This window comes from Pseudomonas fungipugnans (genome assembly GCF_029955235.1).
Classification (GTDB): Bacteria; Pseudomonadota; Gammaproteobacteria; order Pseudomonadales; family Pseudomonadaceae; genus Aquipseudomonas; species Aquipseudomonas fungipugnans.
Map to the genome: position 1 here is coordinate 1974944 of NZ_JARBWL010000001.1, position 12728 is coordinate 1987671.

Below are 12728 nucleotides of genomic sequence, written 5' to 3' on the forward strand. Positions count from 1 at the left end.
CTGTTTTGTTTTTTTAAGTGTGAGTGCGTGTCACTGATGGAGCCGACTATAAACCCGACCGACAAATAATCTCAATATATAATTTTGCATCCCATATTATGGGAATCAGCCAGAAAATCGATGACAGCTTTTTCCGGGCACATCGAGGCGAATCGACAGCACGGCCCCGTCCAGCGGATGCTCAAGCGGGCTGGCGGCGCTAGTAATGTAGAGGGTTTTCAGGTCTTCACCGCCGAACACGCAACTGGTGGGGCGGCTGACCGGCAGTTCGAGCACCCGGTCCACTTGGCCGTCCGCTGTCAGCCTGAGCAGGCAACTGCCGTCCCAGCGTGCGTTCCAGACAAAGCCCTCGGCATCCCACGCCGAGCCGTCCGGGACGCCACGCTGGTGAGGGCCAAACCAGGGCTGCGCCGGATCGAGGCTGCCATCGGTACGGATGAAATGCTGATACAGCGTGCCGTCGAGGCTGTCGCCGAAGGTCAGGCGTGTCAGGTCATCGCTCCACAGCAATGTGTTGGGGATGCCCAAACCCTGGAGCAGCGGCGTAACCCGCGCATCGCGATCAATGCGAAACAGACCACCGCAGCGACGCACGACGGGCAGGTCTTCGCCATTTTCACCGATATTGGTCTGCATGGTGCCGAGCCAGAGTCGGCCCAGTGCATCGCACCGGGCTTCGTTGGGACGGTTGCCGGGCTGTGGGTCGGCGATGCAGAACAGGGTCAGCTGCGGCTCAAGCCCAGGGGAATCCAGATCCAGCCGGTAAACGCCACTGCTCAGGGTCACCAGCGCATCACCACTGTCGCAGGGAATGAAGGCGGATATGTGCTGCGGCATCTGCCAGATCTGCACGTTGTCGCCGATCAGCCGTAGCGCCTGCCTACCGGCGATGTCCACCCAGTAGAGCGCCTGGGTCGGCGCATCCCAGAACGGGCTTTCGCCGAGTTGCGCACGGTGTTGGGTAATTGCGGTCCACGTCATGCTGCCTCCTTGATTATTGTTTTTATGGGGGAGCGAGCGTTGTTGTCAGCTCGCCTTTTTGTCGGCCATCACTTGCGGGTAGTAGCGTTTGATCGCCAGGTCAGCATTGTCGATCAGGGTCATGCAGGCCCACACACCCCGCGCGGCGTCCCGGGCGGCGATGGCGTCGGCCATGTCTTTGTGGATCGGCAGCGTACGGCGCAGCTCGTCCGGGTCGGCGGCGGACACCTCGAAGGACACCGCCAGCAACGCACCGAGCGCCGGGACCATTTGTTCGATGAACTGATTGTGGCTGGCGGCGAGGATGCACTCGTGGAACAGCTGGTCGGCACGGTTGTAATCGATGCCGCTGTCCACCGCTTGCGCCAATGCCTTGTAGGCCTGCAGCACGGCGTGTACCTGCTCGGCGGTCGCCCGCTCGCAGGCCCAGCGCACGGCCATGGGTTCGATGGTGCGGCGCAGGTCGAGCAGGTCGTCAACGAAATTTTCCGGCAGGCCACTGCGCGACAGCCAGCCAACGACTTGCGGATCAAAGAGGTTCCAGCGCCGCACCGGCAACACTCGCGTGCCGACCTTCGGCCCGACTTCCAGCAGGCCTTTGGCGACCAGGGTCTTGATGGCTTCACGAATGACGGTGCGGCTGACGCCAAGTTGCTCGCCCAAGTCGGCTTCGACCTTGAGGGTGTCGCCAGGCTGTACCTGGCCGGTGGCGATCCAGCTGCCGAGCCAGTCGACGGTCGATGCATGAAAGCTGCTGGACATGGACACCCCAAGGCGGATCGCGATGGGCCCACGCTAATGATCATATGATTGGGTGTCAATTTGATTTTTTGAGACGAATACAAACCCAGTGTGGGAGCGGGCTTGCTTGCGAAAGCGTCGTCACATTCAACACGGATGTGTCAGACAAACCGCCTTCGCGAGCAAGCTCGCTCCCACATTTTTTTACGGCTTACGGTTCCAGACCGATGGGGAAGAACTCCCCACCACTCCACACACCCAGCCACGTCTGCCCTTCGATCTCACGACTCACCGCCAGCTCCACCAGTTGGTAGAACACATTGCGATGAATCAGCGCTTGAAGGTTGGTGCGGACATGCACGTACGGCGCAGGTTCCTGGGTAATCGGGTCGATCAGCACACGGATCGGGTGCTCCGTCCCGGCCTCGGCGGTCTCGTCGACGTTGGTGGTAAAGCGCAACAACTGGGCCTCGCCCTCGCCTTCCACGTCGACAGCAATCGCCACAAACGGAGCGTCATCGACCTTGATGCCGACTTTTTCCACTGGAGTGATCAGGAAATAATCATCGCCGTCGCGGCGGATGATCGTGGAGAACAGCTTGACCATCGGTTTGCGCCCGATCGGGGTGCCCAGGTAGTACCAGGTACCGTCCCGGGCGATGCGCATGTCGATGTCGCCGCAGAAGTCGGGATTCCACAGGTGGACCGGCGGCAAGCCTTTGGTCTTGGGGATTTGCCCCAACAGGTCGTTGGCTTTTTGCGGGCCACTCATGGCGTTCTCCTTGATATTACTGGTCGCTTATACCGATCAGGCTGCGCGCGTATTCTGCCAACGGCGGCCCAATGAGGTCTTGCGGCTTGTGATCGTGGAACGTCAGTAAACCGCCACGACTCTTGATCCGTGCAGTATCAATCAAATACTGGGTGCTGGTCTCGATCAACATGATCTGAATCACACCGCTGTCGATGCCCAGGCGATCCACCGACTCCTGATCCAGCCATTCGTCGGAGTTGCCAATACGATCATCTGCCTTGGCGAAACGGGTGTAGAGCAGGTAGTGGGCACCGGCGGCACGGGCTTCGATCATGGCCTCATCAAGGCCTTCCGGGGCGCGGGCGCGACGGACCATCGGGAAATATTCGACAAAGCCGTTGAAGGCCTCTTCCGCCACCACGTTAGGTCGCGGGTATGAGCTGCCAGGTGGCGCGAAGGCTCCCTGGGCGATGAAAATGAACGAGTCCGGCTGGATACGCAGATTGTTCACGCGACGGCTGTCGCTGTGATCCAGCAGCCCCGAATCGCTCATGTGATAGCGAACACCTTCGCCCATATCGCTGACATTCATGCAGCCACCAAGCGCCAAAACGGCCAGCAGCAAAACCAGGCTACGCATCCTACCCTCCAGAGGCCGGTGACGGAAAACCGGCGAATGGTCGAAGGATGCAGCTTCCGCGCCAGCTCAGGATTATCATCGCATGATGGAATGCAAGCACGGGCAAGCCAAGCGCCCACAGGTAACTGCACATGACCTGTGGGAGCGTGGCTTGCCCGCGATGAGGCCGGATCAGCCGCCGATGATCTTCATGATGGTCGCGCCACCGGAGAATGCCACTTCCTGCTTGTCGCCCAAGGCCTTCACCAGCAGTCGCTGCAACGCCGGCAGAGCCTGATGACGCGGCTTGTCCAGCAAGTCGCCGACATAGTGCCGGTTGCTCGACGACAGGCAGCCATGCAGCCATCCCGTGGAAGACAGGCGCAACCGCGAGCAGGTCCGACAGAACGGCACGCTTTCGTTGGCGATCACACCGAAGTGCCCCTGCCCGGGAATTTCATAGCGAACAGCCGTGGCATCCACCGGCGCATTGGCTTGCAGGTATTCATAGCGCTCGCCGATCAGGCTCAGCAACTGCTGGAGGCTGACGAACTGCTGGAGAAACGCGTTGTTGTCAGTGGCCAGGTGGCCCATGCGCATCAATTCGATGAACCGCAGCTCGTAGCCACGCTCCAGGCAGTAATCGAGCAACGGCATCACCTGATCGAGGTTCTGCCCGCGCAGCGGTACCATGTTGACCTTGATCTTGATGCCGGCCGCAGCGGCCTGATCCATGCCATCGAGCACCGTCGCCAGATCGCCGCCACGGGCAATGCTGCGGAACGCACTGGCGTCCAGGGTATCGAGGGAAACGTTGATGCGGCGTATGCCGGCATTCACCAGCAGGGGGAGTTTTTTTCGCCAGCAACTGGCCATTGGTGGTCAGGCTGATGTCTTCCAGACCCATTTCCCCGACAGCGGTCATGAAGGCTTCGAGCTTGGGGCTGACCAGCGGCTCGCCACCGGTGATGCGCAAGCGCTCGATACCCGCCGCTTCGATCAGATAGGCCACGCCGCGCGCCATGGCCTCTGCCGACAATTCATCCTGCGCAGCCACCAGCCGCTTGCCGTTGGGCACGCAGTAGGTACAGGCGTAGTTGCAGGCTGAAGTCAGGCTGATCCGCAAATTGCGAAAACGCCTGCCTTGACGGTCAACGATCATGAGCACTCCGGCAGAAGTCAATGTGAGCCGCTAAAACTTGACTCACAAATCAAGTTTTAGCAAGCCCCAAGCCTGAGTATATTCCTGTGGTACTGCGCCATGTAGCGAATTAATGGCGCGATCAGGCAGCTGAATGGATCAACTGCTCGGCGTGTCGGTATCGCGCTTGCGCTTGTTGCCCATGCGTACGCCAATGTCCATCAGGAACTGGAAGAAGCCTTCCTGATCTTCCAGCACATTGCTCCAGAACGGCGAGTGATACAGGGCTACCGCGCCGTGCACCAGCGCCCAGGACGCGCAGTAATGGAAGTACGGTGGCACATCCTCAAGCTTGCCTTCGCTGATCCGGCCCTTGATCAACAGGGTCAGGCGTTCGAAATTCGAGGCACGGATCTTGTGCAGCTCCTCGACCATCTCCGGCACCTGATTGCCCTTGACCACCTTCTCTTCCAGGCGATCGAACAATCGATAGCGTTGCGGATCGCGCATGCGGAATTCGAAGTAGGCCCGGGACAGCGCTTCCTTGTCCTTGTCGACATCGGCTGAATGCAGCAACTCATTCAAATCGCGCTCGTAGTCGAGCATCAGGCGCAGGTAGATCTCCGCCTTGGATTTGAAGTGCTTGTAGATCGTGCCTTTGCCGATACCGACGGCATCAGCAATCATCTCGACGGTGACACTGTCTTCACCTTGGTCGAGGAACAGCTTGAGCGCGGTATCGAGAATTTCTTGCTCGCGGCGACGAAACTCACGGACCTTACGAGGTTCTTTATGCATAAGAAAAGGTCTGTTGGGGTCAAAATTCGAAGCCGCGTATTATGCCTAACTTGCGCAAAAATGCACGGATCATCCGAGCTTATCTGTGTTTCTTGTTCAATTCAGGCAAACCCACCGCTTGATGAGAACTCAACCGAAGCGCCCGTATTCCAAATTTGTTTAAAAACCGGGGCAGGTAAACTGGACTCGTCGAGATACTGATCAATACTTGAACTGTCGGCGGGGCATCTCCCCCAAGTGCCGCGCTGATAAAGGTACCAAAGGACCGCGTGCCTTTTGTTTTACTCCTAATGGTCTTAACCCGGATTCACCCCCCAGAACCCGGGTTTTTTTTGCCTGCGATTCACCCTTTCACATGCGCCAGCGGAAACAATCGCTTGAAGTTCTGCGTCGTCTGCTCGGCAAATCGCTCATAGGATTCGCCGCGCAGCATTGCCAGAAACTCCGCCACCTCACGTACATACTGCGGCAAATTCGGTTTGCCGCGATACGGGATCGGGGCCAGGTACGGCGAGTCGGTCTCTACCAGCAGACGGTCAGCCGGGACTTTACTGGCCACATCGCGCAAGGCGTCGGCATTGCGGAACGTGACAATCCCGGACAGGGAAATGTAATAACCCATGTCCAGCGCCGCCTTGGCCATGTCCCAGTCTTCGGTAAAGCAATGCAGCACACCGGCCTGGGGAAGCGCTGCATCACGCAGCAAGGTCAGGGTATCGGCGCGAGCGCCACGGGTGTGGATGATCACCGGTTTGCCGGTTTGCTGAGCGGCTTGCAGGTGCAGCCGAAACGATTCCTGCTGCAACTCGGCAGCTTCCGGCTCGTAGTGATAATCCAGGCCGGTTTCACCGATGGCCACGACACGCGGATGATTGAGTTCGCGCAGCAACCAGTCCAGCGCCGGAGCAGCACCCGGCTGCACGTCCAGCGGATGGACGCCCACCGAACAATCGACGTCGTCATACCGCTCGGCCAGGGCCTTGACGTCGGCGGCGTTGTCGACACTGACGCCGATACACAGAAAGTGCCCCACCCCGCGCTGCCGGGCCGCTTCAAGGGCGGCATCCAGAGAGCCATCGTGGGCGGCGAGGTCGAGACGATCAAGGTGACAATGGGAATCTACAAGCATAGAAAAGGCGGCTACTTACATCGTATGAGTGGGACGGTCGGACTTGAGGGCTCCGGCCAGATGGGTTTCGATTCGACTGCGAGCGGTGTTGTCGCCGTCATTGAACTGCACGCCAACGCCGGCCGCACGATTGCCCTGGGCGCCTTTGGGGGTGATCCAGGCGACCTTGCCGGCGACCGGGATTTTCTCGGCTTCATCCATCAGGTTCAGCAGCATGAAGACCTCGTCGCCCAACTTGTAGCTTTTGTTGGTCGGGATAAACAGGCCACCGTTCCTGATGAAGGGCATGTACGCCGCGTACAGCACGGACTTGTCCTTGATGGTCAGGGACAAGATGCCGTTACGCGGTCCCTGGCTGACGGGTTCATTCATGCAGACCTCCACCATTGATGCTCAGAGTCTAGTCACTTCTGGCCAGGCAAAGACACCCATTGCACCAGCAATGCTTCGAGCAGCAGTACCCGGTTGAGGTTGGCCTTGCTCATGACCTTCTGGCGCTGGGCGAGAATCCAGTCCTGAATACTCAAGACTTTGTCTTGAGCCGTTTTCTGCGCCAGGTACTGAACCACCTTGCGCATGTCGGCCAGCCCCAGGCCGTCTTCATCCTGAGTCAACTGATAACGCAGGATCAGGCTCGACCAGTCGCAGAACCAGTCGAACAGCAGCAACAGCGGTATCGCATTCCAGCCTTCGGCCAGTTGCGTTGGCGATTGCTGCTGCTTGAGCAGTTTTTTCACACCATCGACCACCAGCGCCCGCTGCTCGCGCACGCCCTGTGCCTGCAAGCTGACCGCTGCCAACGGCGAACCGGCGGCCAGGGTCAGCAGTTCGATGCGCTCGTCTTGCGAACAATCCGGCAAGGCGCTGGCCAGCCAGGCAAGGCTCATGGCCTCGCTGGGCAATGGACAGGCCATTTGCTGGCAGCGGCTCTTGATGGTCGGCAGCAGACGGCTGGTCTGGTGGCTGACGAGCAGCAACACGGTATCGCCGGACGGCTCTTCAAGGCTCTTGAGCAAGGCGTTGGCGGCGTTGACGTTCATCGACTCGACCGGCTCGATCAACACCACCTTGCGCCCGCCCATTTGCGAGGTCTGAACCACGAAACTGACCAGATCGCGGACCTGATCGACCTTGATCGCCTTGTCCGCTTCTTCCGGCTCCAGAATGTAGTTATCCGGGTGACTGCCAGCCCTGAGCAGCAGGCAGGATTTGCATTCGCCGCAGGCATCGTGAGCGGCGCTCGGGCGCTGGCACAGCAAACTGGCCATTAGCCGCTCGGCGAGCGCGCGCTTGCCGATCCCGGCCGGACCATGCAGCAGATAGGCGTGTGCATGCTGTTTGCGACCGGCCATCTGCTGCCAGAGGCTGTCCTGCCACGGATAAGCTTCAGCCACGAGCCAGCTCCAGCAGACGCGGCAGCAAAGCGTCCAGCGACTGCTGAACCTGCGCCAGTGGCTGCGCGGCGTCTACCAGCACATAACGCGTCGGATCAGCCTCGGCACGCTTCAGGAAAGCGCTGCGCACCGCATCGAAAAAGGTCCGGCCTTCGAGTTCAAAGCGATCCAGACGACCCCGAGCGCTGGCACGGGCCAGGCCGACTTCTACGGGCAGATCGAAAATCAGCGTCAGGTCCGGATGCAAGGCGCCCTGGACGAAGGCTTCCAGGGTGGCGATGCGTTCGAGCGACAAGCCCCGACCGCCGCCCTGATAAGCGTAGGTCGAATCGGTAAAACGATCACACAGAACCACCGCGCCACGGGCCAGCGCCGGGCGGATCACCTCGGCCAGGTGCTGGGCGCGAGCGGCGAAGACCAGCAGCAGCTCGGTGTCAGGGTCCATGACTTCGTCCACCGGTGACAGCAGCACGTCGCGGATGCGTTCGGCCAGTGGCGTACCGCCCGGTTCACGGGTCAGCAGCACCTCGACGCCGGCGGCGCGCAGGCACTCGGCCAGGTAGTCGCGATTGGTGCTTTTGCCGGCGCCTTCCGGGCCTTCCAGGGTAATAAACAAGCCAGTCACAGGCAGTCCTTAGTCAAAGTCATTGCGCGTTTTGCGGCGTGGCGGCGTCAGGCGCAGGGGCCGGCGCAGGCGTTTGCGGCGGCACCTGTGGCACGACCTCCGGCGCGGTGTCGGGCGAAGCTGCCGGGATCGGAGCTTCGGCCTCCGGCGTTACCGGCGCGGTGGTCGGCGCCGGACTGGAACGGTAATCGGCGCGGCGCTTGAGCTGAAACTCACGCACGGCGGTGTTATGAGCGTCGAGATCATCGGAAAACACATGGCTGCCATCACCACGCGCAACAAAATACAGACTGTTGCCCGCCACCGGGTTGAGCGCCGCATGAATCGCTTCGCGCCCGACCATGGCAATGGGCGTCGGCGGCAAACCGCTGATCATATAGGTGTTGTACGGGGTCGCCTCTTTGAGATGGGCGCGGGTCAATTTGCCGGTGTAGCGGTCACCAAGGCCGTAGATCACGGTCGGATCGGTCTGCAGCAGCATGCCAATGGCCATCCGCCGCACAAATACCCCGGCGATCTGCCCGCGTTCTTGCGGTACGCCTGTTTCCTTTTCCACCAGCGAGGCCATGATCAGTGCCTGATAGGGTTCGGTATAGGGCGCATCGACAGAACGCTTGTCCCACTCTTTGGCGAGAACTTCGTCGAGACGCTCATAGGCCTTCTTCAGCAACTCGGCGTCGGTCATGCCGCGTACAAAGCTATAGGTGTCCGGAAAGAAGCGGCCTTCTGGGAACACGCCGCTGTGGCCAAGCTTGTCCATCACCTGGCTGTCGCTCAGACCGGTCAGGGTTTGCTTGAGTTTGTCGTCCTTGGCCAGCGCGGCGCGTACCTGGCGGAAGTTCCAGCCTTCGACCAGCGTCACGTTGTATTGCACCACTTCACCGCGCTTCCACAGATCAATCAGACCGTCGACGGTCATGCCGGGCAACATGCGGTATTCGCCACTGTGGATCGGGGTGCCGGCGAGATTGAAACGCCAGTAGATACGCAGCCAGAAGGCGTCCTTGATCACGCCGTCGGTTTCCATCCGGATGAACGTACCGGTCGGCGTGGCGCCTTTGGGCACGTCCAGCAGCTCTTCCTGAGTGATGTTCAGCGGCTGTTCCAGCGCCGAATGGATTTTCCAGGCAGAAGCGCCCAACAGCAGGCCTGCCAGAACAAGTCCGGTTTCCAGCAGCAGCAAGAGTTTACGTCTCACGTATCAGGCATCCAGTAGTGCGCGGGCAAGGGTTTGGAGTTTACGGGTGAGCGGCCCAACCGGCCAGCTCAGCGCTGCATAGGCGCGTACCGGCCAGACACCGTACACGCTGTTGCAGACAAAGACTTCATCGGCCCATTGCAGCTGATCGAGGGTGATGTCGGTGATTTGCGTCGGGATTGCCGCCGACTCGGCTTGAAACAATAATTCAGCGCGCATCACGCCGGCAACGCCGCAACGTTTCAGATCGGCGGTCATCAATACACCGTCGCGCACCAGAAACAGATTGCTGAACACGCCCTCGATTACCCGACCAGCGTGATCGAGCATCAAGCCTTCGGCGTGTTCGGTGTCTTGCCATTCGGAACGGGCGATCACCTGCTCCAGGCGATTGAGGTGCTTGAGGCCGGCCAGCAGCGGCTGCGTGGAAAGCCGTGTCGCGCAGGGGAACAGGCGGATGCCCTCCTCGCCAAGTGCGGCAGGATAAACAGACGGAGGATTGCCTTGCAGAATGCGTCGGGCGCAAGCCGACGGATCAGGTGCGTAGCCGCGCAAGCTGTCGCCGCGCGTGAGGATCAGCTTGAGAACGCCCTCACCCAATGCACCGGCATAGGCCAGCAGCTCGCTGCGAATCAGCGCGTGATCGGCAGCGATTGCCAGACGCGAACAACCCTCGGCCAGTCGCGCCAGGTGCCGGTCCAGCAACATTGGCTGCCCGCCACGCACCGCGATGGTCTCGAACAGACCATCACCGTAAGCCAGGCCGCGATCTTTCAGCGACAGAGCGTCAGCCGGCTGACCGTCGACCCAGCTGTCCATCAGCCGGCGAACCGGCGGAACACCAGCGAGCCGTTGGTACCGCCAAAACCGAAGGAGTTGGACAACACCACGTCGATGTCCATGTTGCGCGCCGTGTGTGGCACGAAATCAAGGTCACAGCCTTCATCCGGCTCATCGAGGTTGATGGTCGGCGGGGCTACCTGGCTGTTGATGGCCAGCACGCTGAAGATCGCCTCGACCGCGCCAGCAGCACCCAACAGGTGACCGGTCATCGACTTGGTCGAACTGACTGCCAGCTTGTAGGCGTGATCGCCGAATACCGACTTGATCGCGCAGGCTTCCGCCAGGTCGCCGGCCGACGTCGAGGTGCCGTGGGCGTTGATGTACTGGACTTGATCGCCATTGACCTTCGCATCGCGCAGGGCATTGGTGATGCAACGTGCAGCACCGGCGCCGTCGGCGGGAGGCGAAGTCATGTGGTAGGCGTCGCCACTGGTGCCAAAGCCGATCAGCTCGGCGTAGATGGTCGCGCCACGGGCCTTGGCGTGCTCCAGCTCTTCGAGCACCAGCGCACCGGCGCCATCGGACAACACGAAGCCATCACGGCCCTTGTCCCATGGACGGCTGGCGCGGGTCGGCTCGTCGTTGCGGGTCGACAGTGCACGGGAGGCACCAAAGCCGCCCATGCCCAGACCGCAGGCGGCCATCTCGGCGCCACCGGCAATCATCACGTCGGCTTCGTCGTACATGATGTTGCGGGCCGCCATGCCGATGCAGTGCGTACCAGTGGTACACGCGGTGGCGATGGCGTAGTTAGGCCCCTGTGCACCCAGATGGATGGACAGGAAACCGGAAATCATATTGATGATCGAGCCAGGCACGAAGAACGGTGAAATTCGACGGGGGCCGGAATCATGCAGGGTGCGGCTGGTTTCTTCGATATTGGTCAGGCCGCCGATACCCGAACCCATGGCCACGCCGATGCGTTCACGGTTGGCGTCAGTGACTTCCAGACCACTATTGCGTATTGCCTGAAACCCTGCGGCCAGACCGTACTGAATGAACAGGTCGAGCTTGCGCGCTTCCTTGACCGACAGGTATTCCTCGACATTGAAGCCCTTTACCGAGCCGCCAAAGCGGGTGGAATAGGCAGAAAGGTCGGTGTGATCGATCAGACCAATGCCACTGCGGCCAGCCAGAATGCCCTGCCAACTGCTCGGCACATCCGTGCCCAGTGGCGACAACATACCCATACCGGTGACTACGACGCGTCTACGCGACACAGCACTCTCCTTTTTCAAATGACGACTTTGCATCAGGCCTAAAGAAAAAACCGCACGCCGTGATGGCAGTGCGGTTTTTCCATGACAGCAAACAACGATTACAAGCTATTAAGCCTGGTGGTTAGTAACGTAATCGATTGCAGCTTGTACAGTAGTGATCTTCTCAGCTTCTTCGTCAGGGATTTCGGTCTCGAATTCCTCTTCCAGAGCCATCACCAGCTCAACGGTGTCAAGGGAGTCGGCACCCAGGTCTTCAACGAAGGAAGCAGAGTTAACCACTTCTTCTTCTTTAACGCCCAGTTGCTCGGCAACGATTTTCTTGACGCGCTCTTCGATGGTGCTCATACCTTGTTTTCACTCCTAATGGACAAATTCAGGCAGCTGGCCAGTGGGTAAGTGTATAGAAAGACTTTTCAGCTTTTCAACTGAAAGCTTCACTCCTCAAACCCTGCGACCCGCTGCCTATAAATAGATTGCAGCTTTATAACGGATTTTAGACAGCTCGTATGACATTTTTTTGAAGCAATCCGTCACATTTTAACTTACATGTACATCCCGCCGTTAACCGGGATTGTAGCCCCGGTCACGTATGCCGCACCATCGGATGCAAGAAAAGCGACCACCGAAGCGATCTCTTGGGCCTGCCCCAGGCGGCCCAGCGGAATTTGCGTCTGCAAGGCTTCGCGCTGCGCCTCGGGCAATTCGCGGGTCATATCGGTGTCGATGAACCCTGGGGCTACCGAGTTGACCGTAATCGAACGCGAACCGACTTCACGCGCCAGTGCACGGCTGAAACCTTCCAGACCGGCCTTGGCGGCGGCGTAGTTTACTTGGCCTGCGTTGCCCATGGCACCCACAACCGAGCCAATACTGATAATTCGACCCCAACGAGCCTTGGTCATGCCGCGCAATACGCCCTTGGACAGGCGAAACAGACTGTTCAGGTTGGTATCGATGACGTCATGCCACTCGTCGTCTTTCATGCGCATCATCAGGTTATCGCGGGTGATGCCGGCATTATTGACCAGGATCGCCGGCGCGCCGAACTGCTCCTGAATGCTCGCCAACACGGCCGCCACGGACTCGTCGCTGGTGACATTGAGCTCCAGGCCTGTGCCTTGAACACCATGCTCTTTCAGGGTCGCGGCGATGCGCTCGGCACCCGCTGCGGAGGTCGCGGTGCCCACAACGATGGCACCCTGACGACCCAGTTCCAGGGCGATGGCCTGGCCGATACCACGGCTGGCGCCGGTGACCAGTGCAACTTTACCTTGCAGACTCATGC

Annotated in this window: 14 protein-coding genes and 1 pseudogene; all 15 read right to left on the reverse strand. The window is 59.9% G+C overall.

Annotated features, from left to right (window positions below; genetic code table 11):
* Nucleotides 1-105: 105 nt before the first annotated feature.
* The 15 genes and pseudogenes from POF45_RS07825 to fabG all read right to left on the reverse strand — a co-directional run bounded on the left by POF45_RS07825 (nucleotide 106) and on the right by fabG (nucleotide 12726).
* Entirely contained in the window at nucleotides 106-981 is an 876-nt protein-coding gene (locus tag POF45_RS07825; RefSeq protein WP_282315479.1) for an SMP-30/gluconolactonase/LRE family protein, read from the reverse strand.
* 45 nt (nucleotides 982-1026) lie between these two features.
* Entirely contained in the window at nucleotides 1027-1743 is a 717-nt protein-coding gene (locus tag POF45_RS07830; protein WP_259495619.1) for a FadR/GntR family transcriptional regulator, read from the reverse strand.
* Nucleotides 1744-1933: 190 nt separating this feature from the next.
* Nucleotides 1934-2494, reverse strand: coding sequence for a DUF1285 domain-containing protein (locus POF45_RS07835; RefSeq protein WP_259495620.1), 561 nt, complete (start codon nucleotides 2492-2494; stop codon nucleotides 1934-1936).
* A 16-nt stretch (nucleotides 2495-2510) separates the two neighbouring features.
* Nucleotides 2511-3116 (reverse strand): DUF4823 domain-containing protein, encoded by a 606-nt coding sequence (locus POF45_RS07840; protein WP_259495621.1) that lies wholly within the window; start codon nucleotides 3114-3116, stop codon nucleotides 2511-2513.
* A 171-nt stretch (nucleotides 3117-3287) separates the two neighbouring features.
* A pseudogene (locus tag POF45_RS07845) lies at nucleotides 3288-4257 on the reverse strand (GTP 3',8-cyclase MoaA).
* A 138-nt stretch (nucleotides 4258-4395) separates the two neighbouring features.
* Nucleotides 4396-5034 (reverse strand): TetR/AcrR family transcriptional regulator, encoded by a 639-nt coding sequence (locus POF45_RS07850; protein ID WP_008152317.1) that lies wholly within the window; start codon nucleotides 5032-5034, stop codon nucleotides 4396-4398.
* Between the two features lie 343 nt (nucleotides 5035-5377).
* A complete protein-coding gene (locus POF45_RS07855; protein WP_282315480.1) occupies nucleotides 5378-6163 on the reverse strand; it encodes a TatD family hydrolase in 786 nt (261 codons plus the stop codon).
* A gap of 15 nt (nucleotides 6164-6178) precedes the next feature.
* A complete protein-coding gene (locus tag POF45_RS07860) occupies nucleotides 6179-6535 on the reverse strand; it encodes a PilZ domain-containing protein (protein WP_259495625.1) in 357 nt (118 codons plus the stop codon).
* 32 nt (nucleotides 6536-6567) lie between these two features.
* Nucleotides 6568-7557 (reverse strand): DNA polymerase III subunit delta', encoded by a 990-nt coding sequence (locus POF45_RS07865; RefSeq protein WP_282315481.1) that lies wholly within the window; start codon nucleotides 7555-7557, stop codon nucleotides 6568-6570.
* The gene (gene tmk / locus POF45_RS07870; protein WP_282315482.1) at nucleotides 7550-8182 is read right to left on the reverse strand and encodes a dTMP kinase; all 633 of its coding nucleotides are present in this window, start codon (nucleotides 8180-8182) and stop codon (nucleotides 7550-7552) included. The genes POF45_RS07865 and tmk overlap by 8 nt, the downstream gene beginning before the upstream one ends.
* Nucleotides 8183-8201: 19 nt before the next feature.
* Nucleotides 8202-9380 (reverse strand): endolytic transglycosylase MltG, encoded by a 1179-nt coding sequence (mltG, locus tag POF45_RS07875; protein ID WP_282315483.1) that lies wholly within the window; start codon nucleotides 9378-9380, stop codon nucleotides 8202-8204.
* Between the two features lie 3 nt (nucleotides 9381-9383).
* Nucleotides 9384-10199, reverse strand: a complete 816-nt coding sequence (gene pabC, locus POF45_RS07880) for an aminodeoxychorismate lyase (RefSeq protein WP_282315484.1) — start codon at nucleotides 10197-10199, stop codon at nucleotides 9384-9386.
* Nucleotides 10199-11443 carry a beta-ketoacyl-ACP synthase II gene (gene fabF / locus POF45_RS07885; RefSeq protein ID WP_259495632.1) on the reverse strand — a complete coding sequence of 415 codons (1245 nt, stop codon included), beginning with the start codon at nucleotides 11441-11443 and terminating at the stop codon, nucleotides 10199-10201. Before fabF ends, pabC begins: the two co-directional genes overlap by 1 nt.
* Nucleotides 11444-11551: 108 nt before the next feature.
* Nucleotides 11552-11788 (reverse strand): acyl carrier protein, encoded by a 237-nt coding sequence (acpP, locus tag POF45_RS07890; RefSeq protein ID WP_259495633.1) that lies wholly within the window; start codon nucleotides 11786-11788, stop codon nucleotides 11552-11554.
* A 197-nt stretch (nucleotides 11789-11985) separates the two neighbouring features.
* Nucleotides 11986-12726 carry a 3-oxoacyl-ACP reductase FabG gene (gene fabG, locus POF45_RS07895; RefSeq protein ID WP_259495634.1) on the reverse strand — a complete coding sequence of 247 codons (741 nt, stop codon included), beginning with the start codon at nucleotides 12724-12726 and terminating at the stop codon, nucleotides 11986-11988.
* Nucleotides 12727-12728 lie beyond the last annotated feature (2 nt).

Coding starts and splice junctions, on each gene's coding strand:
- acpP (WP_259495633.1), bottom strand. CDS start 11,788: ATGAGCACCATCGAAGAGCGCGTCAAGAAAATCGTTGCCGAGCAACTG.
- POF45_RS07850 (WP_008152317.1), bottom strand. CDS start 5,034: ATGCATAAAGAACCTCGTAAGGTCCGTGAGTTTCGTCGCCGCGAGCAA.
- pabC (WP_282315484.1), bottom strand. CDS start 10,199: ATGGACAGCTGGGTCGACGGTCAGCCGGCTGACGCTCTGTCGCTGAAA.
- POF45_RS07825 (WP_282315479.1), bottom strand. CDS start 981: ATGACGTGGACCGCAATTACCCAACACCGTGCGCAACTCGGCGAAAGC.
- POF45_RS07860 (WP_259495625.1), bottom strand. CDS start 6,535: ATGAATGAACCCGTCAGCCAGGGACCGCGTAACGGCATCTTGTCCCTG.
- POF45_RS07855 (WP_282315480.1), bottom strand. CDS start 6,163: ATGCTTGTAGATTCCCATTGTCACCTTGATCGTCTCGACCTCGCCGCC.
- POF45_RS07835 (WP_259495620.1), bottom strand. CDS start 2,494: ATGAGTGGCCCGCAAAAAGCCAACGACCTGTTGGGGCAAATCCCCAAG.
- fabG (WP_259495634.1), bottom strand. CDS start 12,726: ATGAGTCTGCAAGGTAAAGTTGCACTGGTCACCGGCGCCAGCCGTGGT.
- POF45_RS07840 (WP_259495621.1), bottom strand. CDS start 3,116: ATGCGTAGCCTGGTTTTGCTGCTGGCCGTTTTGGCGCTTGGTGGCTGC.
- POF45_RS07830 (WP_259495619.1), bottom strand. CDS start 1,743: ATGTCCAGCAGCTTTCATGCATCGACCGTCGACTGGCTCGGCAGCTGG.